Source organism: Mycolicibacterium confluentis (assembly GCF_010729895.1).
Classification (GTDB): Bacteria; Actinomycetota; Actinomycetes; order Mycobacteriales; family Mycobacteriaceae; genus Mycobacterium; species Mycobacterium confluentis.
This window is the reverse complement of sequence record NZ_AP022612.1, coordinates 4825021-4850352: the sequence shown is the minus strand read 5'-3', so window position 1 is coordinate 4850352 and position 25332 is coordinate 4825021. Positions and strand designations below refer to the sequence as shown.

The window sequence follows — 25332 nt, the reverse complement described above, 5'->3', positions numbered from 1 at the left end:
TTTGACGCGGCCGAAGATTGGGGGAGGCGTGCACGCACGGGGGCGCAGGCGACGACCACGCACGCCGCGGTCTTCTCGTCCCTGCGGGTTGCCGGTGCGGGCTGCTGCCCCCGGATACTCTCGTCCAGACGGCTTGAACCCCGTTGGGGGCATGCCGGCCAGCGACTGCCGAGGGGGATGATGCTGACCGAAGGCTCCGAGGTCGCCGGGTACCGGATCGAACGCATCCTGGGGACCGGCGGCATGGGCGCGGTGTATCTGGCGGCTCATCCGACCCTGCCGCGGCGTGACGCGTTGAAGGTGCTGTCCGCGGAACTGTCCCGGGACGCCGACTTCCGCACCAGGTTCACGCGCGAGGCCGACGTCGCGGCCTCACTCGACCTGCCGCAGATCGTGGCGGTGTACGACCGAGGGCAGACCGAGGACGGTCAACTGTGGATCGCCATGCAGTACGTCGACGGCACCGACGCCGACGCCGCACTGCGGGCCGGGCAGATGACACCCGAACGCGCGGTCCACATCATCGGCGAGGTGGCCAAGGCGCTCGACTACGCGCACGGCCGTGGCATCGTGCACCGCGACATCAAGCCGGCGAACTTCCTGCTGTCCGGTCATGCCGGAGCAGGAGAGCGGGTCCTGTTGGGCGACTTCGGGATCGCGCGGGCTCTCGACGATGTCGGCCTCACCGCGACCGGTCTGGTGATGGCCACCATCGCTTACGCCGCGCCCGAGGTCATCTCCGGTGAGGTCTTCGACGGCCGCGCCGACATCTACTCCCTGGGCTGCACACTGTTCCGACTCGTGACGGGGAAGGCGCCGTTCGCGGCCACCAACGGACCCGCCGCGGTGATGAAGGCGCATCTGATGGACCAGCCGCCGAGAGTCACCGACGTGGTGCCGGCGCTGCCCGCGGCCTTCGACGACGTCATCGCGATCGCGATGGCCAAGGACCCTGCGGCCCGATTCCCGGCGGCCGCGGCCCTGGCCGCCGCCGCGACCGAGGCGCTGCGCAATCCGAACACCCCCCGTCGCCTCCCGTCGCCGCCCGTGGTCCCCGTGCCGGGTCCCGAGGTCATCTCCTACCCGCACACGACCCCCGGTGCGCCGCCGGTGTTCACCGCGCCGCCGATCTACACCGCCCCCGGCGTGCCCGCGCCTCGGCGGACTGGCCACGGCGCCCTCATCGGCGCACTCGCGGGTGTCGTGGTGCTGGTCGCGGGTATCGGTGCCGCGGTGGCGGTGTGGCCCGACTCCGGCGGCGCCGACGCGGATGCGCCAGCAGATCCGGAAAAGACTGCTGCCGTGCCGAATTCCGCCCCCCTGGCCGACGTCGCGCCCGGTGAGCTGCGCCCGCTGCTGTTGACCACAGACGAGATTCCCGGCAACACCGGTGATCAGGCCGTGGTCCTCGAGACCGACGGCGACCAACTGCTCGACGACTCCGCGACGATCGACAACCAGACCTGCCTCGGTGCGTGGGCTCCAGCCCAGCAGGCCGTCTACGGCGGCAGCGGCCACTCCGGTGTCGCGGTCCAGACCCTGCGGGCGCTGTACGAGAAGCCGTGGCGCAATGGTGTGGTGCAGGCCGTGGTCGCCTTCCCGACGGCCGACGAGGCCGGGGTGTCCTTGCAGTTGCAGCGACAGAAGTGGGAGCAGTGTGCGGGCACCACCGTCACCGTCACCCCGGCGGGCGAACCCGGGCAGCCGTGGCAGTTCGGTCAACCCGTCAACCGGACCGGGGCCTACACCCTGGAGGCCACCCCGCCGGGATCCGACGTCACGTGCCAGCACGCCCTGTCAGCGCGCGCCAACGTGCTCATCGACGTCAAGCGGTGCGGACCGGTGGGCAGCACCGACGTCAGCGCGTTGGTCGCCGCGATCGCGGCGAAGATGCCTCGGCAGCAGTGAGATCGGTCGACACAGGAGGTTCTCTTCGATGCTTCGCGCTCGTGACTTTGCGGTGACGTTGATGGTGGGCGCCGTGGTGCTCGCCGGGTGCAGCAGACAGGTCGCCCCGGACCCGGTGCTGGCCCCGGAGACCACGACCATGACGGCCCCCGACGAGTCGCCGTCGGCCGCTGCACCCTCGACGGCCGACGCGCCGTCCGACGCCGACCTGATCAACAAGGCCGTCATGGACTTTCAGGACGCCTACAACACGAAGAAGTGGGACACCTACCTGAGCCTGATGTGCACGGCGATGCGGGATCAGTTCGTCGGCCCGGTGATCGACACGCTCAAGACCACCCGGGACGCACAGGGCTTGACCAACGTCGCCGTCACCGACGTGCAGATCGACGGCGACACCGGCATCGCGACCCTGGACGCTCAGAACGAGATGCTGGGCCGCAGGACCATCGAACTACGTGTGGCACGCGAAGACGGCTGGAAGGTCTGCATGCCGTACTGAGCCGGGTGGGTCAGCCCCGTTCGGCGTACGCCTTGAGCCGCTCCAGGGTGGCTTTGATGTGATCGGCATTCGCCGAGACCCGGTCGCGCACGCCGGTCGCGAGCTCCCCGATGCCCCTGAACCAGCCCGGGCGACGGTCCCACGTGCTCTCGGTGACCGTACAGCCCTGTTCGGTCGGGGTGATCTCGTAGCGCCAGTGCGCGACCGGAACCACCAGGCTCTTCACGTCGAAGGCGAACACCCGGCCAGGTTCGGCATCGGTCACGGTGCACGTCGTGGTCCACGACCGCTTGCCGCTGCGGTTGGTGCCCTTGAACACCGCACCGGGCTGGGCCGAGTCACCCCTGTGCCACTTCATCGCGACTGTCTCTTCGGCCAGTTCGGCCATCGCCGACAGGTCGGTGATCACGCTGTAGACGGCGGCCGGGGGAGCGTCGATAGTGACATCGGACGACGCTGCCGGCAATCCCTGGGATGCCATGGGACGAGTCTAGGGAATCACTCCTGCGTTGAGGTGTTGTCTGTGAACATGACCGAACGACCCGTGCACGAGCCCACCGCGCAACATCCCATCACCGTCACCCCGACCGTCGGCCACGTGGTCGTTCGGGTGGGCGGAACGGTCGTCGCCGACACCCAGTCAGCCCTGACCCTGCAGGAATCCACCTATCCGGCGGTGCAGTACATCCCGTTGGCTGACGTGGACCAGACCCATCTCACCCGCTCGGACACCACGACCTACTGCCCCTACAAGGGTGAGGCGGGCTACCTGACCTTCACCGGACCCGACGGGGTGCAACCCGACCTGATCTGGTTCTACGAGCACCCGTATCCCGCGGTTGCCCCGATCGCCGGGCACGTGGCGTTCTACCCCGACCGGGCCCACATCACCGTCACTGGGGAATGACGCCGAAGGCCTCCGCGACCTGACGGGTGTCGCAGTACTCCCGCAGCGATGTGATCAACCCATCGCGCGTTTCGAAGAGGAACACGCATGGGCTGTCGTAGCGCACCCCGGTCGCCGAGACGGCGTCGGGTTGGGCCTCGATGACCACATTCTCGCCCTCGTTGAGGCAGCTGATCAGGTCGAATGCAATGGGTCCGACGGCCCTGGCCCACTCGGCGATCCGGCGCAACCGAGCCTTGTCGCACGTCTCTCGTGTGGTGTTGCTCCAGTACGTGAAGTCATCGCTGAGCAGTGAGAACCCCTCGTCGAGGTCGCCGTCGCCGGAGAGGCTCTGCACGAACATCCACGCGAGCTCGGCCTGCGGGTCATCGAACGGCGTGGTCACGGGAGACCATCCTGTCGCCTACGCGCGGGTGCCGTCAACGCCGGACTACCGTGTGCCGGGTAGACACCGATGCGCCTTCGCCCAACGAGGCCGCCGAGACCACCGTCGAGTTCGCCGGGCCGGTGAGCCCGGGAGCGACGCTGGCGCCATGGCGACGCGGCCCACTGGACCCGACATTCCAGATCACCCCCGACCGGGCGATCTGGCGCACGAGCCTGCTGGCGTCGGGTCCCGTTACGGCGCGCATCACCCGCAGCGGGGTGACGGCCGTGCGGGTCCAGGCCTGGGGCCCGGGTGCGTCGCAGTTTCTCGCCGAGGTGCCTGCGCTGCTCGGGGCCGACGACGACTGGTCGGATTTCGTCCCGACCCATCCCGTGGTCGCCGAAGCGGCGCGCCGGGCCTCACATCTGCGCTTGGGCCGCAGCGGGCGGGTGCTTGAGGCGCTGATCCCCGCGGTCATCGAGCAGCGCGTGCCGGGGGCCGACGCCTTTCGGGCGTGGCGGGTGCTGGTGAGTCGGTACGGCACCCCCGCACCCGGCCCTGCGCCGACTCGGATGCGGGTCTTCCCGTCACCGGAGGCCTGGCGGCGCGTGCCGTCCTGGGAGTTCCATCGCGCGAACGTCGATCCCGGCCGGGCGCGCACCATCGTGGCGTGCGCACAGCGGGCCGACTCCCTGGAACGTCTCGTCACCCGGCCTCCGCAGGACGCGCGTGCGGCGCTGACGTCGCTGCCCGGCATCGGAGTGTGGACCGCGGCCGAAGTGGCCCAGCGCGCGTTCGGCGACGCCGACGCGGTGTCGGTCGGTGACTACCACGTCCCCAAGATGATCGGTTGGACTCTGGTGGGCCACGCCGTGGACGACGACGGCATGGTCGAACTGCTCGAGCCCATGCGGCCGCACCGGCACCGTGTCGTGCGCCTGCTGTACGAGAGCGGTCTGGCGCACGAGCCCAGGCGCGGGCCGCGACTCCCAGTGCAGGACATCCGGTCGCTGTAGCGCGGGCCATGGTTGGCCCGCCGTTCAGGTGGGTATGCGGCTGTCGACCACCGACGTACTGCCACGTCTGAGAAGACGTACTGCCACGTCTGAGAAGGAGTGACCATGACGAGCCAGTTCACCATCCCCGGCATGACCGACAAGCAGGGTGCTCAGGTGGCCGAGTTGCTGCAGCACCAGCTTTCGACCTACAACGATCTGCACCTGACGCTCAAGCACGTCCACTGGAATGTGGTGGGGCCCAACTTCATCGGCGTGCACGAAATGATCGATCCGCAGGTCGAACTGGTGCGCGGATATGCCGACGAAGTCGCCGAACGCATCGCCACCCTGGGCTTCGCCCCCGAGGGCACGCCCGGCGCCATCATCCGCGACCGCGAGTGGGATGACTACTCCGTGGGCCGCGACACCGTGCAGGCGCACCTCGCCGCGCTGGACCTGGTCTACAACGGTGTCATCGAGGACCTGCGCAAGTCCATCTCGAAGACCGAGGACCTCGACCCGATCACGCAGGACATGCTGATCGGACACGCCGCGGAACTCGAGAAGTTCCAGTGGTTCGTGCGTGCGCACCTGGAGAACGCCGGGGGCAAGCTGACGCATGAGGGCAAGTCGACAGAGAAGGGTGCCGCCAGCAAGGCGCGCTCCACCAAGTAGCTCACCGGCTGCTCAGTGCCCGGTCAGCGAGGCCCCTCCTCGAGGAGTTCGTCGCGGACTGGGCGCTGCGCCAGTTGGTCGGTGCGCCCGAACAGCAGCGGGTAGGCGACGCCCGCGATGGCGGCCCCCACCAGCGGCGCCAGCCAGAACACCCACAGCTGCGCGGGGGCGCCGTCGCCGTTGAAGAATGCGACACCCGTGCTCCGGGCCGGGTTCACCGATGTGTTGGAGATCGGGATTGAGATCAGGTGGATCAGGGTCAATGTCAGGCCGATCGACAGGCCCGCGAATCCCTTGGGCGCTCGGTCGTCGGTGGACCCGAGGATCACCAGCAGGAAGATCGCCGTCAACACGATCTCGGCGATCAGCACGGCGCCCAGCGAATAGCCACCGGGGGAGTGGGCGCCGTACCCGTTGGCGGCCATGTTGCCGGTGGCCTCAAAGCCGTCCCGGCCGCTGGCGATCACCCAGATGATCAGGCCGCCCACCAGACCGCCGAGCACCTGCACGACCCAATACCCGGGCACCGCACGCCATTCCACGCGTCCGGCCAGCGCTGCGCCGAGGGTCACCGCGGGGTTGAAGTGCCCACCGGAGATGGTCCCGAACGCGTACACGCCGGTCAGCACGGTCAGACCGAAGGCCAGGGCGACTCCGAGGAAACCGATTCCGACGGAGATGTCGTCGGAGAGGAATTTAGCCGCGAACACCGCGCTGCCGCAGCCGCCGAGCACCAGCCAGAGCGTGCCGATGAACTCCGCGCTGAGTCGATGGAACATCTTGGGTGGGGTCATGAAAGCTCCTTCTTCTTCGGAGGTGGCCCCCGTGTCCACGGTGGCAGGCCCCGGACCCTGCACGGAACCGTCGTCGCTGATTCGTGTCCGGATCGAGACGCTCACGCACAGGAGTCGGAATGGGTACGCAGACCCGCCCGTTCGGCCGCCGCGGCCTCGCGATCGGCGCGCTGAGCCCGGTAGATCGACACGTTGGTGCGGGAGATCAGCAGATAGGCGACACCCACGGCGATCATCGCGCCGGGCAGCACCGAGAACGAGGCCGTCATCTCGGCGACCATGATCATCACCGCCAGCGGGGCGTGCGCCACGCTGCCGAAGCACGCCATCATTGCCACGACGATGAACACCGCGGGTCCGGCCGGCACGGCAGGAGCGCCCGCCAGATCGGCCAACCGCCAGATTGCCGCCCCGACAAAGCATCCGATGACGATGCCGGGGCCGAAGATGCCGCCGGACCCGCCGGTGCCGATCGACAGCGAGGTGGCCACGATCTTCGCGAGGGGCAGCACCAGGACGATCCACAGCGGAATGGACAACAGGGTGTCCTCGGCGGCGGCCATCTGCACCCAGCCGTAACCGCTGGACAGGATCTGCGGGATGGCCAGCGCCAGAAGCCCGACCAGCAGCCCGCCCACCGCCGGACGCAGCACCGCGGCGCCCCGGAACCGGATGCGAGACGACAGCGCCGCGGTGCCGTAGAAGACCCGGGCATACAGGTACCCGATTGCGGCGGAGGCGATTCCGATCAGGAGGAACCACGGAATCTGCAGTGGGTCGAAGACATGGTCGGTGACCAGGCTGCCGAACAGCGGGTCGAAACCCAGGATCGACCCACACACCGCATAGGCGGTGCCGGAGGCGATGAAGCCGGGCACGAGCGCGCGGTAGTCGAAGTCGCGGCGATAGATGATCGAGGCGGCCAGCACGGCCCCGCCCAGCGGGGCGCCGAAGATCGCGCCGATGCCCGACCCGATGCCCAGCGACACCGCGACGCGGCCGTCCTCGTCGCTCAGGTTCAGCCAACGGGTAAGCAGTGAGCCGAATCCCGCGGAGATGTGCGCCGTCGGCCCCTCCCGGCCGCCGGAACCGCCCGAACCGATGGTCAACGCGCTGGCCACCATCTTCACCAGGACGACGCGGGAGCGGATCGCGCGCGGATCGGTGTGCACGGCCTCGATGGCGTCGTCGGTGCCGTGCCCTTGGGCCTCGGGGGCGAAGCGCGCGACGATCGCGGCCGAGAGCAGTGCGCCGAGCGTGGTCACCAGCGGAATGGCCCACGGCCGGGTGAATCCGCCCGAACCCGCACTCCCGCCATCGCCCATTGCGGTGGGCGGGTCATAGTCCGCGAGGTGGCCGAGAAGGAGATCTGTCGTGTACTTCAGCGCGAGGTAGAACGCCACCGCACCGAGTCCCGCGATGACGCCGATGATGACCCCGAGGATCAGCCACTTGCGCAGGTGTCCCGAGTTGCGGACGAAGGCACCGAACTCGGCCACAGGCATGGTGCGGAATGTTACTGCGTGCAGGCCGTCAGCGAATCCGGTGCCGGACTTCGCCGATGCCGTCGAGCACCAGATGCAGTTCGTCGCCGGACTTGAGCCAGTGGCCGGTCTCCATCCCGGATCCGCCCGGCAACGTGCCCAGGGCGATCAATTCGCCGGGCAGGAGCTGCTCGTCGCGGCTGGCGTGCGCGAGCACGTCACCGATGCTCCACTGCAGTCCCGCGCTGCTGACGGTGCTCACCACCGTGCCGTTGATGTTCACCGAGCCTGTCAGTTCCGTCAGGCGGGGCAGCACGTCGTCGGCCGTGACCGCGGTCTGCGACATGGACGACAGGAAGTGTTTGGACTTCTGCGGGCCCATGCCGCTGTCCATCTCGGCGCGCTGCACGTCGCGCGCGCTGAAGTCGTTGACCAGGACGAAGGCGCCGATCGCCGAGACCGCGTCGGCGGGGGTCGCGTTGTACAGCGGGGCGTTGAGCATGAAGCCGATCTCGAGTTCGAAGTCGAGGCCGCGCGTGTAGCTCGGAATGGCCACCGGGGTTCCGGTCGGCACGATCGTCATGGCGTTCGACATGTAGTAGATGGGCTGCTGGTAGAACAGCCGGCGTGGCCGGAACGCGGGAAACGTTGCCCTGGTGAGTCTTTCATAGACATTGGTGATTCGGGCGGTTCGCGGGTAGAAGCGGTTGATCATGCCGCGCGCGGCGTCGACGTTATGGCGTTCGGAGAGCAGAAAATCACGGAACGACAGCGGCGAGAACGGCAGCACGGCATCGGTGTCGCGCAGGTGGCGGTCGGCAGTGGCGACTTCCCATTCGGCACGAAACGGTGACGGACCGAACGGTGACGGTCCAACCAAGGCGCGCCACGTGCCGGCGTCGTCGTGCTGGAGTTCCAGTCCGGTCGTGGTGCGAACCCTGCGCAGCCTCATTTACGCATTGTCTCAAGCGCGCTAGCGTCTGGTGATGCGGAAATCCGATCGCGTCGCCGAGACCGGCGCCTGGCTGCTCGAGACCGGGCATCGCGTACTGCTTGCGCTCACCGGGGGCAGGTACCCCCGCACGGTCATGGGGATGCTCACCGTCGAGTTGCACACCGTGGGCCGAAAGTCCGGTAAGCCCTTCGCGAACCTGTTGACCAGTCCGGTCCACGATGAGGACCGCATCGTGGTGGTGGCGTCGAAGGGCGGGCACAGTGACAATCCGGACTGGTACAAGAACGCGCTGGCCCACCCCGACGTGCGGGTGACGGTCGACGGCGCCGACATTCCGATGCGCGCGCGTAAGGCGACGGCCGAGGAGCGTGCCGAGATCTGGCCGCAGGTGGTCAAGGTCTACAAGGGTTACGAGGGATATCAGCGCAACACCGAACGCGAGATCCCTCTGCTGATCCTCGAGCGGACGCGCTGACCGTTCGGCCTATTCGGCGTCGAGGTCCTTCTCGACCAGTGCCGCGATGGCGTCGACCGCTGCGGCGTCCTCCGACTCGACGGTGACCTGGGCGCCCTTGGCCGCACCCAACGTCATGATCATCAGCGCCGAACCGGCGTCCACAGGTTCACCGCCATCGGATGCGAGGGTCACGGGCACCCCCGCGTTGACGACGGCCTCGGCGATGATCGCGGCGGGGCGGGCGTGCAGGCCGACGGCGGATCCGACGGTCACGGTCTTGCTGGGCATCGGTTGCTCCTCTTGTGTTGGTGTCGGTGGAACTTCAGGCGGTGGCCACGGCGACCGACTCGGATTTCGTGCCGATGAACTGTTTTGCCGCGATCACCGCGACCGCGGCGACCACCGTGCCCGCGACAAGGGCCAGCAGGAACCACAGTAGGTGGCCGATGGCGAAGAACACGAAGATTCCGCCATGTGGGGCGCGCAGCGTGACGCCGAACGCCATGATCATCGCGCCGGTCACCGCTCCACCGGCCATCATCGACGGGATCACCCGCAGCGGATCGGCCGCGGCGAACGGGATCGCGCCCTCGGAGATGAACGAGGCACCCAGAAGCCAAGCGGCCCGACCATTCTCGCGCTCAGGTTCGGTGAACAGCGCGGGGCGCACCGTGGAGGCCAGGGCCATGGCCAGCGGCGGCACCATGCCGGCGGCCATCACGGCCGCCATGACCTGATACGACCCCGTGGTCGCGGCCGCCAGACCCGCGGTGGCGAATGCATAGGCCGCCTTGTTCACCGGACCGCCCAGGTCGAAGCACATCATCAGGCCCAGGATGACACCGAGCAGCACCGCCGAGGTGCCGGTGAGCCCGTTGAGCCAGTTGGTCAGGCCGGTGTTGACCCACGCCAATGGTCGGCCGAGCAGCAGGAACATCGCCAAGCCGACGATGAGCGAGGCGAACAGCGGGATGATCACCACCGGCATCAGGCCGCGGAACCACTGCGGTACGTCGAATCGGCTGATCCACAGCGCGGCGAAGCCCGCGATCACGCCGCCCACGATGCCGCCGATGAATCCGGCCCCGACGAATCCCGCCACGGCGCCCGCGGTGAAACCGGGTGCGAGACCGGGGCGGTCGGCGATCGCGAAGGCGATGTAGCCGGCGAGGGCGGGGACCAGGAAGCCGAACGCCAGGCCGCCGAGACTGAACAGCACCGCGCCCAGATAGGTCATGAGGGGATTGACCGGCGCCAGCCAGGAGGGCAGTTCGCGCAGCGGTTCCGGCAGGTTGGTCAGTGAGTTGGTGGTGGCGATGAGGTTTCCGAACGATGTGCTCGAACCGTCGGGGTTGTTGCCCACCTCGTACCCGGCCAGCAGGAAGCCCAACGCAATCAGCAGACCGCCCGCGGCGACGAACGGGATCATGTAACTGACACCGGTGAGCAGGATCTGCCGCGTGCGGGTGCCCCACCCGACATCGGACGAACCCTCGGTCGCGGCGACCTGATCGGCGGCGGCGCCCTCGACGCGCGCCGCGTTCGGATTGTCGGCGGCCGCAACGGCTTCGCTGATCATGGCGTCGGGTTCGTTGATCGCGCGTTTGACGCCGGACGTGATGACCGGTTTGCCCGCGAACCGCCCCCGGTCCCTGACGCCGATGTCGGTGGCGAAGATGACCGCGTCCGCGGCGGCGATGGCGTCCGCGGACAACGGCGTGCTGCCCGACGAACCCTGCGTCTCGACCACCAGGTTGACATCGGCCCTCTGCGCCGCCAACTTCAGTGCGTCGGCGGCCATGTAGGTGTGGGCGATGCCGGTGGGGCATGCCGTGATCGCGGCGATGGTCTTCTTGGCTGGCGCCGCTGGTGTGGGCTCGGTCGCCGGCGCCGGGGTGGCCGCGGCGGGCGCGGGGTTGACCACGCCGTCGACCAGGGTCACCACGTCCTCGGCTGTACCCGCCTCGCGCAGCGACGCGACGAACTCGGGGCGGACCAATGCCCGCGCCAGACTGGACAGCAGCTTCATGTGCTCGGTCCCACCGGATTCGGGGGCCGCGATCAGGAAGACCAGGTCGGCCGGACCGTCGGGCGCACCGAAGTCGACCGCCGGGTCGAGGCGCGCGAAACCGATGGTCGGAACGTCGACGTAGGGGGAGCGGCAGTGTGGAATGGCGATTCCGCCCGGCAGGCCCGTGGCCGACTGGGCCTCGCGGGCCATGGCCGCGGTCTGTAGGCCGTTCGGGTCCTGGGTGCGTCCCGCAGCGGCGAGACTGCCGGTGAGGCGACCGATCACGGCCTCCTTGTCGGGGCCTGCGTCGACGTCGAGCAGCACCAGGTCGGTCGTGGTGATCGGTTGGCTGGAAGTGGTCATGGGTTCACCTTGGTGTTCGGCGGATCGGTGGGTGTGGAGCTACAGGAGGTTCGGCGCGATGGACACCACGCGGACGGCGTCGAGGTCGATCTGTGCCGGTGCGGGCAGGGCGGACCCCGGCAGTCCCGCGGCGGCGCTGCCGTACGCGACGGCCATCTGCAGTCGCCTGGGGGCCTCGGATCCGGCGATGTGGGCGCGCACATAGCCGGCCAGCGACGAGTCCCCCGCGCCGACTGTGCTCTTCGGGGTGATCGGCGGGGGTGTCGCCAACCAGGCGCCGGTGCGGTCCACGAGCACCGCGCCCGCGGCGCCCAGCGTCGCCAGCACGGCGCCGACACCGCGGTTCACCAGGTCGGTGGCCGCTTTGACCACGGGCGTCGGATCACCCTGCTGGACAGCCGCTTCGAGCATCTCGGCGCTGGTGCCTGCCAGCCCGGCGAGTTCCTCGGAGTTGGGTTTGATGAGGTCGGGTGCGGCTCGATCGAAGCCTGCGGCCAGCGCGTTCAGTGGCCCCTCCGAGGTGTCCACCGCAACCCTGCACCCCATCCCGGCCAGGCGGGCCACGACGTCGGCGTACCAGGTGTCGGGCATGCCCGGAGGCAGCGATCCCGACATCACGACCCATGCGGCATGTTCGGCGCAGTCGACGACGGCGTCGGTCAGCGCGGCCAGTGCGGCGGCGTCCAGGGACGCGCCGGGCTCGTTGAGTTTTGTTGTGGTGCCGTCATTCTCGGTGATCGCGAGGTTGGTGCGGACGGCGCCGGCGATGGGCACCGCGGCGTACCGTACGCCCGTGGTCCGCAGCGCGGACAGGAACGGGTCGTCCTCCGCCGCGGGCAGCACCGCCAGTGCGTCGACGCCTGCGAGGGTCAACGCACGGGCGACGTTGACACCCTTGCCGCCTGCCTCGTTGGACACCGACGTCACACGCAGCACGGCCCCTCGGATCAGCGCGGTGGGCAGGGTTACGGTGCGGTCGACGCTGGGGTTGGGCGTGACCGTGACCACCGTCGCCTCAGATGAACTGCTCATGCCACGACCACCTCTAGTCCGTTGTCGATGAGTGCTTTTCGGTCGGCCGCGCTGATCTCCGAGTCGGTGATCACGGTGTCGACGCTCTCGATCGGGGCGAAGCTGATGAACTCCTCATGCCCGATCTTCGATGAATCCGCAGCGACGACAACGTAGTTCGCGCTCCGAACCATGGCCCGCTTCACAGCCGCCTCGTCGCTGTCGGGTGTGGACAGGCCGTGTCCGACGCTGATGCCGTTGGCGCCAATGAACGCGACATCCACCCGCAGTGTGTCGAGGCCGCGCAGCACCGGTTCGCCGACCGCGGCCTGGGTGAGGCCGCGGACTCGACCGCCAAGCAGGTGCAGAGTCACCGAGGGGACGGCGGCCAACCGTGCGGCGATCGGCACAGAATTGGTGACGACCACGAGGTCGCGATCCGAGGGGAGCAGCGCGGCGATCCGCGCGGTGGTGGTGCCGGCGTCGAAGAGGACGCTGGCACCCGACGACGGCAGGAAGTCGACCGCGGCGGCGGCGATCGCGTCCTTGAAGCTCGCGCGGGTGCCTTCGCGTTCGGAGACTCCAGCCTCGACGACGTGCAGTGCCCGGGCGGGGACCGCGCCGCCGTGGACGCGGCGCACCAGGCCGGCGCGGTCGAGAACCGCCAGGTCCCGGCGCACGGTCTCGGTGGTCACGGCGTAGCTCTCTGCGAGTTCGGCCACCGAGGCGCGACCCCGCGCCAGCACGAGCGAGGCGATGGCCTGTTGGCGTTCTTCGGGGTACAACGTCGCAACTCCGTTTGTGTGGTTACGTGCGGGAGATGGGCCGATTCGAATGTTGATATGCGTTGTTTTACGCTTGATTGTGTTGACGTGTCAATGATTCTCTGTAATCTGGTTCACATGACTTCGGCTGCGCGGGACACCTCACACTCGGCGTTGACGGGCGTTCCCGTGGTTCCCGGCGTCGCATACGCGCCGGTCATCCGGCCCGGACGGCTGCCTGGCATCGACCAACTGGTCTCGGTGGGCGAGGTCGCCGAGTCCGATCGCGATCAGGAGGCCGCACGCTTCACCGCGGCCGCCGAGGCCGTCGCGCAACGTCTGCGTGAGCGCGCCGCGCATGCCACCGGCGCGGCGTCGGAGGTGCTGGGCGCCACGGCCCAGCTGGCCACCGACCGGGCCTGGCTGGGCGCCGCGGAGAAGCGGATCCGGCAGGGTGTTCCGCCGGTGAAGGCCACTGCGGAGGCCGTGGAGCAGTTCGTCGAGATGTTCACCAAGATGGGCGGCCTGATGGCCGAGCGGGTCGCCGATCTGCGTGACATCCGGGACCGCGTGATCGCGGAGCTGAGTGGGCTGCCCGAACCCGGTGTGCCGGTGCCGGAGGTGCCGTCGGTGCTGCTGGCCGAGGATCTCGCCCCAGCCGACACCGCGGGCCTGGATCCCGCCCTGATCGTCGGACTCGCGACCACCCTCGGCGGGCCCACCAGCCACACCGCGATCATCGCTCGGCAGTTGGCTATTCCGTGCGTCGTCGCGGTCACGGGCCTCGACGACGTGCCCGCGGGTGCCCGCGTGCTGCTCGACGGGACGGGCGGAACCGTCGCGGTCGACCCGGATGAGGGGACCGCCGAAGCCGCGGTCGCGGCCGCCAAGGAGGCTGCTGCGGCGGCGGCAAGCTGGCACGGCCCCGGTGCCACGTCCGACGGTCACGCGGTGGGGGTGCTGGCCAACGTGCAGGACGGCGCCGCGGCCCGTGCCGCGCGTGACACTCCGGCCGAAGGCGTGGGTCTGTTCCGCACCGAACTCTGCTTCCTCAACGCGGAGTCCGAGCCGTCGGTCGAGGAGCAGGCGCGCATCTACAGTGACGTGCTGGAGGCGTTCTCGGGGCGCAAGGTCGTCATCCGAACCCTGGACGCCGGCTCCGACAAACCGCTGAAGTTCGCCGGCCACCCCGAGGAGGCCAACCCGGCACTCGGCGTGCGCGGCATCCGGGTGTCCTTCAACAACCCCGCGATCCTCGACAACCAGTTGGCGGGAATCGCCGCCGCTGCCGAGCAGACCGGAAATTCGCCGTGGGTGATGGCACCCATGATCGCGACCGCCGACGAGGCCAAGGACTTCGCGGCCAAGGTGCGCGCGCACGGACTGGTGCCCGGTGTGATGATCGAGGTTCCGGCTGCGGCCCTGCTGGCCGACCGCATCCTCGAGCATGTCGACTTCCTGTCCATCGGCACCAACGACCTGGCGCAGTACACGATGGCGGCCGACCGGATGTCGCCCGACCTCGCGACGCTGACCGACCCGTGGCAGCCGGGGGTGCTTCTGCTGGTCGCCATGACCGCCAAGGCCGGGGCCGCAGTGGGCAAGCCCGTCGGCGTGTGCGGGGAGGCCGCGGCCGATCCACTGCTGGCCTGCGTGCTGACGGGCCTGGGTATCACCTCGCTGTCGGCGGCATCCGCCGCAGTCACGGCCGTCGGGGCGAAGCTGGCCTCGGTCACGCTCGAACAGTGTCAGCGGGCCGCCGAGGCGGTGCTCGCGACCTCGAGTGCCACGGAGGCCCGCGCCGCGGCGCTGGCAGCGCTCGGTTAGGGCCCGCGGAATAACCGGACCGCAGTCCGGTTATATGGGGTGACTCTAACCAGGAGGTGCCCAATGCCCGCCATCACAGCCGACGCCGTCACCCTGCCCCGCCTGCAGGCTCCCGCCGTCGGAGACACCGAACGCCCCGTGCGGTCCCTGACCACCGGTCCACGCGGCTTCGAGGGGGAGGGCTTCCCCGTCGTGCGCGCGTTCGCCGGCGTGAGTGCCGCCGACCTCGACCCGTTCATCCACATGGACCAGATGGGCGAGGTGGAGTACCAACCCGGTGAACCTCGCGGTACCGACTGGCACCCGCACCGCGGCTTCGAGACGGTCACCTACATGATCGACGGCCGATTCGCCCACCAGGATTCGCACGGCGGCGGTGGTCTGATCTCCGACGGCGCCACGCAGTGGATGACCGCGGGGTCGGGAATCCTGCACATCGAAACTCCCCCCGCCGAACTCGTCGAACGCGGCGGCCTGTTCCACGGCATCCAGTTGTGGGTCAACCTGCCCAAGGCGGACAAGTTCGCCGCACCGCGATACCAGGCGATCGAGGGCCAGCAGGTCAGACTGTTGGCATCCCCAGACGGGGGTTCCCTGATCCGCGTCATCGCCGGTGAACTCGACGGCCTGCCGGGACCGGGGCTGACGCACACGCCGATCACGTTGGCCCACACGACCATTGAGCCCGGCGCGAGAGTGAACCTGCCGTGGAACCGCGACTTCAACGCACTGGTGTATGTGTTGTCGGGCCGGGGATCCGTCGGGCCCGTGGGGCACCCCATTCACCAGGGGCAGCTGGCCGTGCTGGGCCCGGGTGACCGCATCACCGTCGCGGCGGATGCGGGCCAGGATTCGAACCGGCCTGCCATGGAAGTGTTGTTGTTGGGCGGCAAGCCGATTCGCGAGCCGATGTTCGCCTACGGGCCGTTCGTGATGAACTCGAAGTCCGAGATCGTCGAGGCGCTCGAGGATTTCAATGCGGGCAGGTTCGGCGCCATCCCGGCCGATGCCCTGAAGCCCCACCGGATGCGCTGATCATCTCGGCGCGGGGTACAGCAGTTCCAGTTCGCCGATGTTGGCTGCCACCGTCACAAGTGGCAGCGCATCCGCGACCGGCTGGGCCGCCTGCGTCGACTCGGCGCGCAGTGCGGTGACGAAATCGTGGACGAGGGCTGTGACCGGCAGGGGCTGGTCCGAGAGGCCCGACATCCGGTCGGCGACCAGCGCGGTGTGCGTATCCAGCACCTCCCGGGTCCGCGGATAGGAACCGGGCGATGGGGGTGTGGGGATGTCGGTGATCAGGTCGGCCGCGGCCCGCAGCCGGATCGCGCGGGTGGCGCGCCGGATGACCGGGGCACGGTCGTCGGCCGGCCCGCCGCTGTCGGAAAGATACTGCCGCACAGCGCTGTCCACGGTGCGCGAGGCGGTTAACGCCTGGTGGCTCAGGACTCCGACCGCAGCCGCCGAGGTGTCATGGGTGACACGGGTGACCGCGGTGCGCAGGTAGCGCGTGCCCACGGTGTACGCCGCGTCGATGGCGGCGGAGACGGCCCGACTGGTTCCGCGCGGCCACAGCAGTGTCGACACCATCAGACCCACCACGCCGCCGACGACGATGTCCTCGATGCGTACCAGGCCCACCTGCCAGCCCGTGGGGTGGATCAGGTTGAAGACGATGAGCACCAGCATGGTGAATGCGGCCTGCCCGGCAGCGAACGACCCGACTTCCGGCACGTAGGCCGCGATGAACGCCGCCATCGGGAGCACCACCCACAGCACCACGGGATCCACGCCGAGAAGTTCGATGAGCAGGGCGCCGATCACGAACCCGATCAGGGTGCCCAACACCGCGCGCATGACCTTGGTGCCCGTCGTCAGCGCGCTGCTGCGCAACACCGACAGCGCGGCGAGCACCACCCAGAAGCCATGCTGCACAGGGAATATGTGCGTTGTCGCGACGGCCGCCGCCAGGCCAAGGCCCGTGCGCAGGCTGTTTCGGGCCACCACGGCCCGCGTCGCCACGTATCCGGACGGGATCGTCGTCATCGCCTGTGTCTCCGACAGCACGCGGTCCGCGGCGCCGGTCTCGGGAAGCTGGCGGCCGAGCACGCGCATGAGGACGGGACGGGCGTCCGCGGCCGCTGCGGCGGCGATCACCCGGCCCGTCACCCCGACCGTTGCGCCGAATGCGCGGCGCCCCAGCAGTCGCGCCCCCGCAGTCACGGCCGCGGCATCGTCGGACTCGCGCAGAATTTCGCGCAGGTCCTCGCGGTACCGACCCCGGGCCACGGCGCGCAACTCGGCCAGCGCGTCGTCGAGTTCCGCCCGGCTCGCGGCCCGATCGGCCACGCGCGTGATCCGGAGGAGTCGAGCACTGGCGTGCAGCACGCGCACCGAGGGGGCGGCCATCACCCCGAGGTCGGCCGCGGTCTCGGAGTGCACCCGGTCGCTCAACCATCCGAGGTCGTCGACCACGCGGACCAGCGCGCGACTGCCCGCGGTCAAGCCCACCGGGCGGTAGTCGCTGTCGAGGTAATGGGCGTAGAGGGCATTCATCGCGGCGTTGACGTCGCGGTCCGTGGCCCGGCCCTCCAGTCGCGCCGCCACCGTCGCGCACACCTCGGCCGCGTAGCGGCGCAGATCGTCGAAGTGTCGTGGCGGCAGGAGTAACAACGATGCGGGTACGCACACCGCCACGGCGATGAGCCAGCCGAGCAGTCTCTCGTCGATGGGGCCGGGCGGCGTGCACACCGGGAGCACGAACGTCATCAGGGTGGCGCGCTGGCCCGCGGCGATCGCGCTGCTGAGCACCCCGGCCAAGGTCACGAGCACACCCAGGATGAGCATTGTCAGCACCGCGAGCCAGGCGTGCGGCGAGATCAGCGTGCCGAGCGTGATGAGGACCGCGCCGAGCACCGCGAGGCCCGCGTATGCGGTGGCCCGTCCGTACCGGTTGCCGGGGAAGTCGGCCGCGATCAGCAGTGCGATGGATCCGAAGATCGCGAACAGCGGGGTCTGGTCGCCGCCGGCCGCGAAGCCGGTGGCCGCCGAGACGGGGATGACCAGCCCGGCCCGTGCGGCGCGGCGCAGCGCGTCGAGTTCCGGGTCACGATCGTTGACACGCTCGAGCAGGCGCCGTGGTGTCGGAACCCGCATGGAGCGCGGCCGTCAGTCCGGCAGTGTCGAGAATCGACCGTCGTCCAAGGCGTCGAGCAGTTGTGCACTGATCCAGGCCAGGCCGTGGGTGTCCGGCGGCAGGGTCGACTGCTCGTAGCCCACCAGGATGTAGACCATCGACTTCGCGAACAGTTCCGCCTGCCGCGGGTGGCCGAGGATTTCGATGGCCGCCTGCCTGATGACCTCGAAGCGCTCGCGGTCCACGTGCTCCTGCAGCGTGCGCACCTTCGGGTCGATCGAACTCCACGTGCGGATCGCGGCCTCGGCGCTGTGCGGCAGGGCCAGACCGATCGCCACGACGCGGTCGATCCGTCTTCGGGGGTCGGGTTCTTCCTGCAGCGTGGTGATCCGCTGACCGGTGAGGTCGTTCTGCCAGTGCTCAACCAACTCGGTCGTGAAGGCCGACCAGCTCGCGAAATAGTGGTAGAAGGACCCCGTAGTCACCCCCAGCCGGCCACACACTTCGGCCAGCTTCAAACCCCCATAGCCTTGGTCGGCCAGCACGTCGAGTCCCGTTTGGAAGTACGCCTCCCGTGAAACGACGGTAGCCATCCTCGAACGATAGTTCGCAAATGCTCACCAGTACACGCACGCTGCCATGTCGGACCCGGCGAGAGCCCGAATACGGCCCTGGGGCACAGATGCGTCAGCGAATTCGGCCACTCAGTGGCCGACGCCGAGTACCGAATCAGTCGGCAAATCCGACAGTCGTTGCCGAAATTGTCGGCCTGCAGGACGACGGCAGACGGATTCGTAGGGTTGTCGGTCTCGCGGAAATCCCGAAATTCGCCGACGGTGAGTTATGGCACAATTTGACTGTGCCGCATACCGCCAGTCGAGGCCCAGGCCGCCCCCCAGCAGCGAAGGCTGCGGAGACGCGTGAGCGCATCTTGCGAGCCGCTCGCGAGGTTTTCAGCGAATTGGGTTACGACGCTGCAACCTTTCAGGCAATCGCGATCCGCGCCGATCTGACGCGCCCCGCGATCAACCATTACTTTGCCAGCAAACGGATTCTGTTCGGTGAAGTCCTTGAGCTCACCAACAAAGGTGTTGTCGCCGCGGGCAGCGAGCGGGCGCAGGCAGCCACGTCTCTGGTCGGCAGGCTACAGGCGTTCATCGCCGCCGCCGTGGCGGCCGACTCCGATGATCGCTCGGCTGCGGCGTTCCTCGTCACGGCCGTGCTCGAGTCGCAGCGCCATCCGGAGTTGAAGCTGAGCCAGAACGACGCGCTGGAGAGTTCACGTCAGTTCGTGAAGTGGGCCGTCGAAGAGGCGATCTCCTCCGGCGAACTGACCGTGGAGACCGACGTCGACGCAGTGGTCGAGATGCTGGTGGCAGTCCTGTGGGGCATGGGTTTCTATGCTGGCTTCGTCGGCGGCCACGAGGAACTCGAGAGCATCACCGAGCAGCTGTCGCTGCTGCTCGAGCAGCGGTTGTGGCAGCTGCGGACCGACCCGACGGTCGCCGAGTGACGCTCCTCCGGGGCATCGGATAGTTTGCCTAAGTTTATTAGGTAGGCTGGCTGATGAACTCTGGGAGGATTCATGAGCACTCTTCGCACCAATGACGACAGCTGGGACATCGCCTCGAGCGTCGGAAGCACCGCAGTGATGGTGGCCGCCGCCCGTGCCGCCGAGTCCGAACTGCCCGAACCGCTGATCTCGGATCCCTACGCTCGGCTGCTGGTCGACGGGGTCTCGGGGCTGTCGTGGCAGAACCTCCTCGAGGAGGACATCATCGCCAAGGTCGCCGACGTCGACCTCGAGGCCGCCGGCCTCTTCCGGCATATGCGCAACTACCAGGCGGTGCGCACGCACTTCTTCGACGCGTTCTTCGTCGAGGCTGCCGAGGCGGGCATCCGCCAGGTCGTGATCCTGGCCTCCGGCCTGGACTCGCGGGCGTACCGGCTGGCGTGGCCTGCGGGCACGCGGGTCTTCGAGATCGACCAGCCCAAGGTGCTCGAGTACAAGGCCGCCAGGCTGACCGAGCACGGCGTGGCCCCCGCCGCCGAGTGCATCCAGGTCGCGATGGATCTGCGCTTCGACTGGCCCAAGGCCCTCAAGGACGCGGGCTTCGATCCGCAGCAGCCGACGGCGTGGCTGGCCGAGGGTCTGCTGATGTATCTGCCGGGCGAGGCTCAGGACCGGCTGTTCGAGAACGTCGGTGAGCTCAGTGCCCCCGGCAGTCGGATCGCCGCCGAGACCGCCGGAAAGCAGTCGATGGACCGCCGTGCGCAGATGAAGGAGCGGTTCGAGAAGCTGGCCGAGACCGTGGGCATCGAACGGCCCGATGTCGATATCGCCGAGCTGGTCTACGACGATCCCAACCGTGCTGACGTCGCCGAATGGCTCAACGCCCACGGCTGGACTGCGACCGCATTGAAGTCGACCGATGAGATGCGCAGGCTCGGCCGCTGGCAGGAGACCGTGCCGTCGGGTGACAACGACGACGCATTCTCGACCTTCGTCGTCGCCCAGCGCTGACCTTCGTTCCTGCCCTCCGCGAGCGTGCGGCCAGGTACGGTTCCGTCACCGAAGTCCGTACCTGACCGCGCGCTCGACGTGTGCTGCCCGGGCCTTGGACTGGGCGCTATACCGCCCAACCGGATGGTTGGCTACCATGGCGCCCAGGACTGCAGGCTCCGCAACGCCAGGAAGGGCACGCCGTGACCACAGACTTCTCCGAAGCGCCTCTGAAGGCCTCGGACACCCCCGACATCCCGGCCGTCGTCGCCGGGCTTCGCAAGACATTCGCCTCCGGCCGCACCCGCGACATCGAATGGCGCAAGCGGCAGCTTCTCGCCCTCGAGAAGCTCATGGTGGACAACGAGCCCGCCATCGCCGAGGCACTGGCCAAGGACCTCGGCCGCTCACCCTTCGAGGCCTGGCTGGCAGACATCGCCAGCACCGCCACCGAGGCCAAGGATGCGGCCAAGAACGTCGGCAAGTGGACCAAGCGCAAGTACAAGCTGCTGGAGTCCTCGCAGCTTCCGGGCCGAGGTTGGGTCGAGTACGAGCCCTACGGCACGGTGCTGATCATCGGCGCCTGGAACTTCCCGTTCGCCCTCACACTGGGCCCGGCCGTCGGCGCGCTGGCCGCGGGCAACACCATCGTGCTCAAGCCGTCCGAGGTGGCCCCGGCGTCGTCGGCGCTGATGGCCGAACTCGTCCCGCGCTACCTCGACCGTGACGCCGTCGTCGTGATCGAGGGCGACGGTGCGGTCAGCCAGGAACTCATCGAACAGGGCTTCGACCGCGTGTTCTTCACCGGCGGCACCGAGATCGGCCGCAAGGTCTACCAGGCCGCGGCCGCACACCTGAGCCCCGTCACCCTCGAACTGGGCGGCAAGAGCCCCGTCATCGTGGCGCAGGACGCCGACGTCGAGGTCGCGGCCAAGCGCATCGCCTGGACCAAGCTCATCAACTCGGGCCAGATCTGCATCGCGCCCGACTACGTGCTGGCCCACGCCAGCGTCCGCGATCAGCTGGTCGACGAGCTCAAAAAGGCCGTCACCAAGTTCGAGGCCGAGAACAAGGGCGGCAAGCGGATTGTCAACGAGCGGCACTTCGCCCGCCTGACCAACGCGCTGTCCGCGACGAAGGGGCAGGTGGTGGTCGGCGGACAGTCCAACGCCGACGCCATCGAGATCCACCCGACCGTCGTGGTCGATCCCGCGCTCGACGAGCCGCTGATGACCGACGAGATCTTCGGACCCATCCTTCCGGTGGTGACCGTTCAATCTCTGGACGAGGCAATCGCTTTCGTCAACTCGCGGCCCAAACCGCTGGCCGCCTACCTGTTCACCAAGTCGAAGGCCGTCCGCGAGCGCGTGGTCAAGCAGGTGCCCGCCGGCGGCATGCTGGTCAACAGCCTGCTGTTCCATTTCGCGACCGCGAAGCTGCCGTTCGGTGGCGTCGGACCATCGGGGATGGGCGCGTACCACGGCAAGTGGGGCTTCGAGGAGTTCAGCCACCGCAAGACCGTGATGACCAAGCCGACCCGACCCGACGTCACAGCCATGATCTACCCCCCGTATACAGAGAAGGCGTGGAAGTTGGCCCGTCGAATCTTCTAGGGCCGATGCCCGCCCGAGCTGTGTAGAGGATTCGAGAAAGGAAGCTCATGCCCGGAGTTCAGGATCGTGTCGTCGTCGTCACCGGCGCCGGTGGCGGGTTGGGGCGTGAATACGCCCTGACGCTGGCGAAGGAGGGCGCTGCCGTCGTGGTCAACGACCTCGGTGGCGCTCGCGACGGCACCGGTGCGGGGTCGGCGATGGCCGATCAGGTGGTCGAGGAGATCAAGGCCGCCGGTGGCCGCGCCGTCGCCAACTACGACAGCGTCGCCGAGTCCGCGGGCGCCGAGAACATCGTCAAGACCGCGCTCGACGAGTTCGGCAAGATCGACGGCATCGTGAGCAACGCGGGCATCCTGCGGGACGGCACGTTCCACAAGATGACCTACGACAACTGGGATTCGGTGCTCAAGGTCCACCTGTACGGCGGATACAACGTCGTGCGCGCCGCCTGGCCGCATTTCCGGGAGCAGGGCTTCGGCCGAATCGTGGTGGCCACCTCCACGAGCGGCCTGTTCGGCAACTTCGGTCAGGCCAACTACGGCGCTGCCAAGCTCGGGCTCGTCGGTCTGATCAACACCCTGGCCCAGGAGGGCGCGAAGTACGACATCAAGGCCAACGCGGTCGCCCCGATCGCCGCGACGCGGATGACCGAGGACATCCTCCCACCGGAGGTGCTCAAGAACCTCACGCCGGAGTACGTCGCTCCCGTAGTCGCCTACCTGTGCACCGAAGAGGTGCCGGACACCGCGTCGGTGTTCATCGTCGGTGGCGGCAAGGTGCAGCGCACCGCGCTTTTCCAGAACGAGGGTGTCACGTTCACCGCGCCGCCGTCGGTCGACGACATCGCGTCGCGCTGGTCGGAGATCGACGATCTGTCGGCCGCCAAGCAGGCATCGTTCAACCTGCGTTGATGATTCGATGAAAGCCTGTGTAGTACAGGAGCTTTCGGGACCGTCGGGCATGTCCTTCACGGACGTGCCCGACGTCGTTCCCGGGCCCGATCACGTTGTGGTGGACGTGCGTGCCGCGGGCGTGTGCTACCCCGATCTGCTGTTGACCAAGGGCGCCTACCAGCTTCGCCTGGAGCCGCCGTTCACCCCGGGCATGGAGATCGCGGGCGTGGTGGCCGCGGCCCCCGAAGGCTCGGGACTGGCTGTCGGCGACCGGGTCTCGGCCTCGTGTGGCATCGGGGGTTACGCCGAACAGGTCGCCGTCCCGGTGACCGCGGTGACGCCGAGCCCGGCCGAACTCGATGACGCCGAGGCGGTTTCGCTGCTGGTCAACTACAACACCATGTACTTCGCCTACACCCGGCGCGCTGCGCTGCAGGCTGGTGAGACGGTGCTGGTCCTCGGTTCGGCCGGGGGAGTGGGCACCGCGGCCATCCAGATCGCCAAGGCGATGGGCGCGAAGGTCATCGCGGTGGTGCACCGCACCGCCGCTGTCGAGTTCGTCGAGTCCCTGGGCCCCGACGCCGTGATCCCGCTCGCCGACGGATGGGCCAAGGCCGTCATGGACGCCACGGACGGTCGCGGCGTCGACGTCGTGGTCGACCCGGTGGGTGGCGAACCGTTCGACGACGCGATCCGCACCATGGCCACCGACGGGCGCCTGCTGGTGATCGGGTTCGCCGCGGGCGGCATCCCGACCGTCAAGGTCAACCGTCTGCTGCTGCGCAACGTCGGTGTGCTCGGCGTGGGTTACGGCGAATACATCAGGCGCCATCCCGAGACCGCCGGGGAGGTCGCCTCAGGTCTTGCGGGCTTGGTGGCTGCGGGCCTCAAACCCCCTCCGCCCGTGCGATACCCGCTGTCCGAGGCCGCCGCAGCGCTGCAGGCCCTCGACGACGGCGGGGTCTACGGCAAGCTCGTCCTCGAGCCGTAGATGAGCACGCTCGGGATCACCCTGGTCGCCCTGGCGATCGCTGTCGGCCTGGCTGGCATCATCATTCCGATCCTGCCCGGGGGCCTGCTGGTGATCGGGGCGATCATCGTGTGGGCGATCGTCGAGCAGACCACCGCGGCATGGGTCACGCTCGGCATCTGCGCGGCGCTGTTCATCGCCTCCGAGGTGATCAAGTACACCTGGCCCGTCCGGCGCATGCGGGAGGCGCAGGTGCGCACGTCGATCCTGGTGATCGGCGCGGTGTGCGGCGTCATCGGATTCTTCGTGATCCCGGTGATCGGCCTGCTGATCGGCTTCGTGCTGGGAGTCTTTGTCTCAGAATTGGCTTCGCGTCAGGACACCCGGAGGGCCTGGGTCTCGACGGTGCACGCGCTCAAGGGCGTGGCCTTGTCGGTGGGTGTGGAGTTCACCGGCGCCCTGCTTTCTGCGATCGTCTGGGCGGTGTCGGTCGTCCTCTGGTGATTTCGGCGCGTTCTCCCGCGCTGTGCGCCGGTAACCGCGCCGAAATCACCTGCGAGGGATCCAGTCGTGGCCGTGAGCGCGTGATGTCAGTCGCGGTTCCTTGGTTTTTCGTGACACTTCCCCGATAACCCCTCCCAACCTGGGTATACGGAGTAGTGAGGAAGTCGGTCAACGGGAGGAGACCGAAATGAACATCGTCTCAGGGGCCACCCAGATGGTCAGCCGGACCGCGGACGCCGCCACCGCGACTGCCGGCGCGATCGGCGGGGCTGCGATCAACGGGGTGATTGGAGGAGTAAAGGGTGTCGGCGCCGGAATTCGCAACGGAATGAGTGAAGGCAGCCACTCGTCCACGGCGGCCGCACTCACGTTGGCCGCCGTGGGTGCCGCGGGTCTGATCGAGTGGCCGCTGCTGTTGACCGTCGGCGGCACTGCGCTCGTCGTCCACGAACTGAACAAGCGTGCCCACGACGGGCAGGTCGAGAGATCATCGGGACCGCCGGCATCGGCGGCGTCGACCTCTTCGGCGGCAGGATCCTCGTCCCGGTCGACGTCGTCCGGGTCGTCGCCGAGGTCGTCGTCTCGGTCGCCGTCGAAGTCGTCAGCGAAGTCGTCGTCGAGGACAGCCAAGCGGCCCGCCTCCACCACCGGCGCCGCTAAAACTGCGGCCCGCCGCGCTGGGGCAGCAAC

At 68.6% G+C, this 25332-nt stretch carries 26 protein-coding genes; 14 read left to right on the top strand and 12 right to left on the bottom strand.

Going from position 1 to position 25332, the window contains the following annotated elements; translation table 11 throughout:
* Nucleotides 1–177 precede the first annotated feature (177 nt).
* Both G6N34_RS22885 and G6N34_RS22880 read left to right on the top strand, forming a co-directional pair.
* Nucleotides 178–1908, top strand: a complete 1731-nt coding sequence (locus G6N34_RS22885; protein WP_234812845.1) for a serine/threonine-protein kinase PknH/PknJ — start codon at nucleotides 178–180, stop codon at nucleotides 1906–1908.
* Between the two features lie 28 nt (nucleotides 1909–1936).
* Nucleotides 1937–2410: an Rv0361 family membrane protein gene (locus G6N34_RS22880; protein WP_085151376.1), complete on the top strand. Its 474-nt coding sequence runs from the start codon at nucleotides 1937–1939 to the stop codon at nucleotides 2408–2410.
* Nucleotides 2411–2420: 10 nt separating this feature from the next.
* Here the strand turns inward: G6N34_RS22880 and G6N34_RS22875 are convergent, their stop codons facing one another.
* Entirely contained in the window at nucleotides 2421–2891 is a 471-nt protein-coding gene (locus tag G6N34_RS22875) for an SRPBCC family protein (protein WP_085151375.1), read from the bottom strand.
* Between the two features lie 48 nt (nucleotides 2892–2939).
* On the opposite strand from G6N34_RS22875, the gene G6N34_RS22870 reads away from it, so the two are divergent.
* Nucleotides 2940–3317 (top strand): DUF427 domain-containing protein, encoded by a 378-nt coding sequence (locus G6N34_RS22870; RefSeq protein ID WP_085151374.1) that lies wholly within the window; start codon nucleotides 2940–2942, stop codon nucleotides 3315–3317.
* On the opposite strand, the gene G6N34_RS22865 is transcribed toward G6N34_RS22870, so the two are convergent.
* The gene (locus tag G6N34_RS22865) at nucleotides 3304–3660 is read right to left on the bottom strand and encodes a nuclear transport factor 2 family protein (RefSeq protein ID WP_109788444.1); all 357 of its coding nucleotides are present in this window, start codon (nucleotides 3658–3660) and stop codon (nucleotides 3304–3306) included. The genes G6N34_RS22870 and G6N34_RS22865 overlap by 14 nt on opposite strands.
* A gap of 92 nt (nucleotides 3661–3752) precedes the next feature.
* Between G6N34_RS22865 and G6N34_RS22860 the strand changes: the two genes are divergently transcribed.
* Nucleotides 3753–4700, top strand: coding sequence for a DNA-3-methyladenine glycosylase family protein (locus tag G6N34_RS22860; protein WP_407663243.1), 948 nt, complete (start codon nucleotides 3753–3755; stop codon nucleotides 4698–4700).
* A 105-nt stretch (nucleotides 4701–4805) separates the two neighbouring features.
* Nucleotides 4806–5357 carry a Dps family protein gene (locus G6N34_RS22855; protein ID WP_085151372.1) on the top strand — a complete coding sequence of 184 codons (552 nt, stop codon included), beginning with the start codon at nucleotides 4806–4808 and terminating at the stop codon, nucleotides 5355–5357.
* 23 nt (nucleotides 5358–5380) lie between these two features.
* On the opposite strand, the gene aqpZ is transcribed toward G6N34_RS22855, so the two are convergent.
* The 3 genes from aqpZ to G6N34_RS22840 all read right to left on the bottom strand — a co-directional run bounded on the left by aqpZ (nucleotide 5381) and on the right by G6N34_RS22840 (nucleotide 8587).
* Nucleotides 5381–6151 (bottom strand): aquaporin Z, encoded by a 771-nt coding sequence (gene aqpZ / locus G6N34_RS22850; RefSeq protein WP_085151444.1) that lies wholly within the window; start codon nucleotides 6149–6151, stop codon nucleotides 5381–5383.
* A 101-nt stretch (nucleotides 6152–6252) separates the two neighbouring features.
* Nucleotides 6253–7656, bottom strand: a complete 1404-nt coding sequence (locus G6N34_RS22845; RefSeq protein ID WP_085151371.1) for a chloride channel protein — start codon at nucleotides 7654–7656, stop codon at nucleotides 6253–6255.
* Nucleotides 7657–7684: 28 nt separating this feature from the next.
* Nucleotides 7685–8587: a fumarylacetoacetate hydrolase family protein gene (locus G6N34_RS22840; protein ID WP_085151370.1), complete on the bottom strand. Its 903-nt coding sequence runs from the start codon at nucleotides 8585–8587 to the stop codon at nucleotides 7685–7687.
* Between the two features lie 34 nt (nucleotides 8588–8621).
* Here G6N34_RS22840 and G6N34_RS22835 point away from each other — a divergent pair, with 34 nt between their 5' ends.
* Nucleotides 8622–9065: a nitroreductase/quinone reductase family protein gene (locus G6N34_RS22835; protein WP_085151369.1), complete on the top strand. Its 444-nt coding sequence runs from the start codon at nucleotides 8622–8624 to the stop codon at nucleotides 9063–9065.
* A gap of 9 nt (nucleotides 9066–9074) precedes the next feature.
* Here the strand turns inward: G6N34_RS22835 and G6N34_RS22830 are convergent, their stop codons facing one another.
* Genes G6N34_RS22830 through G6N34_RS22815 form a run of 4 tightly spaced genes read right to left on the bottom strand, consistent with a single transcriptional unit; the run spans nucleotide 9075 to nucleotide 13217 of the window.
* Nucleotides 9075–9335: an HPr family phosphocarrier protein gene (locus G6N34_RS22830; RefSeq protein ID WP_068245498.1), complete on the bottom strand. Its 261-nt coding sequence runs from the start codon at nucleotides 9333–9335 to the stop codon at nucleotides 9075–9077.
* 34 nt (nucleotides 9336–9369) lie between these two features.
* Complete coding sequence (locus tag G6N34_RS22825) at nucleotides 9370–11421, bottom strand: PTS fructose transporter subunit IIABC (RefSeq protein WP_085151368.1); 2052 nt, start codon at nucleotides 11419–11421, stop codon at nucleotides 9370–9372.
* A 39-nt stretch (nucleotides 11422–11460) separates the two neighbouring features.
* Nucleotides 11461–12453: a 1-phosphofructokinase family hexose kinase gene (locus G6N34_RS22820; RefSeq protein WP_085151367.1), complete on the bottom strand. Its 993-nt coding sequence runs from the start codon at nucleotides 12451–12453 to the stop codon at nucleotides 11461–11463.
* Nucleotides 12450–13217: a DeoR/GlpR family DNA-binding transcription regulator gene (locus tag G6N34_RS22815; RefSeq protein WP_085151366.1), complete on the bottom strand. Its 768-nt coding sequence runs from the start codon at nucleotides 13215–13217 to the stop codon at nucleotides 12450–12452. Before G6N34_RS22815 ends, G6N34_RS22820 begins: the two co-directional genes overlap by 4 nt.
* A gap of 117 nt (nucleotides 13218–13334) precedes the next feature.
* Between G6N34_RS22815 and ptsP the strand changes: the two genes are divergently transcribed.
* Together ptsP and G6N34_RS22805 are read left to right on the top strand one after the other, a co-directional pair.
* Nucleotides 13335–15023: a phosphoenolpyruvate--protein phosphotransferase gene (ptsP, locus tag G6N34_RS22810; RefSeq protein WP_109788440.1), complete on the top strand. Its 1689-nt coding sequence runs from the start codon at nucleotides 13335–13337 to the stop codon at nucleotides 15021–15023.
* Nucleotides 15024–15086: 63 nt separating this feature from the next.
* A complete protein-coding gene (locus G6N34_RS22805) occupies nucleotides 15087–16058 on the top strand; it encodes a pirin family protein (RefSeq protein ID WP_085151364.1) in 972 nt (323 codons plus the stop codon).
* On the opposite strand, the gene G6N34_RS22800 is transcribed toward G6N34_RS22805, so the two are convergent.
* Nucleotides 16059–18179: an FUSC family protein gene (locus G6N34_RS22800; RefSeq protein WP_085151363.1), complete on the bottom strand. Its 2121-nt coding sequence runs from the start codon at nucleotides 18177–18179 to the stop codon at nucleotides 16059–16061.
* 12 nt (nucleotides 18180–18191) lie between these two features.
* Nucleotides 18192–18752: a TetR/AcrR family transcriptional regulator gene (locus tag G6N34_RS22795; protein ID WP_085151362.1), complete on the bottom strand. Its 561-nt coding sequence runs from the start codon at nucleotides 18750–18752 to the stop codon at nucleotides 18192–18194.
* Nucleotides 18753–19018: 266 nt separating this feature from the next.
* Between G6N34_RS22795 and G6N34_RS22790 the strand changes: the two genes are divergently transcribed.
* From G6N34_RS22790 to G6N34_RS22765, 6 genes are all read left to right on the top strand, one after another.
* Nucleotides 19019–19672: a TetR/AcrR family transcriptional regulator gene (locus G6N34_RS22790; RefSeq protein WP_085151361.1), complete on the top strand. Its 654-nt coding sequence runs from the start codon at nucleotides 19019–19021 to the stop codon at nucleotides 19670–19672.
* Nucleotides 19673–19744: 72 nt separating this feature from the next.
* A complete protein-coding gene (locus G6N34_RS22785; protein WP_085151360.1) occupies nucleotides 19745–20683 on the top strand; it encodes a class I SAM-dependent methyltransferase in 939 nt (312 codons plus the stop codon).
* Between the two features lie 182 nt (nucleotides 20684–20865).
* Complete coding sequence (locus G6N34_RS22780; protein WP_085151359.1) at nucleotides 20866–22275, top strand: aldehyde dehydrogenase family protein; 1410 nt, start codon at nucleotides 20866–20868, stop codon at nucleotides 22273–22275.
* 47 nt (nucleotides 22276–22322) lie between these two features.
* The gene (locus G6N34_RS22775) at nucleotides 22323–23186 is read left to right on the top strand and encodes an SDR family oxidoreductase (RefSeq protein WP_085151358.1); all 864 of its coding nucleotides are present in this window, start codon (nucleotides 22323–22325) and stop codon (nucleotides 23184–23186) included.
* Nucleotides 23187–23193: 7 nt separating this feature from the next.
* Nucleotides 23194–24159 (top strand): NADPH:quinone oxidoreductase family protein, encoded by a 966-nt coding sequence (locus tag G6N34_RS22770; RefSeq protein ID WP_085151357.1) that lies wholly within the window; start codon nucleotides 23194–23196, stop codon nucleotides 24157–24159.
* Nucleotides 24160–24642 carry a DUF456 domain-containing protein gene (locus G6N34_RS22765; protein WP_085151356.1) on the top strand — a complete coding sequence of 161 codons (483 nt, stop codon included), beginning with the start codon at nucleotides 24160–24162 and terminating at the stop codon, nucleotides 24640–24642.
* A gap of 168 nt (nucleotides 24643–24810) precedes the next feature.
* Here the strand turns inward: G6N34_RS22765 and G6N34_RS22760 are convergent, their stop codons facing one another.
* Nucleotides 24811–25272, bottom strand: a complete 462-nt coding sequence (locus G6N34_RS22760; RefSeq protein WP_163645476.1) for a hypothetical protein — start codon at nucleotides 25270–25272, stop codon at nucleotides 24811–24813.
* Nucleotides 25273–25332 lie beyond the last annotated feature (60 nt).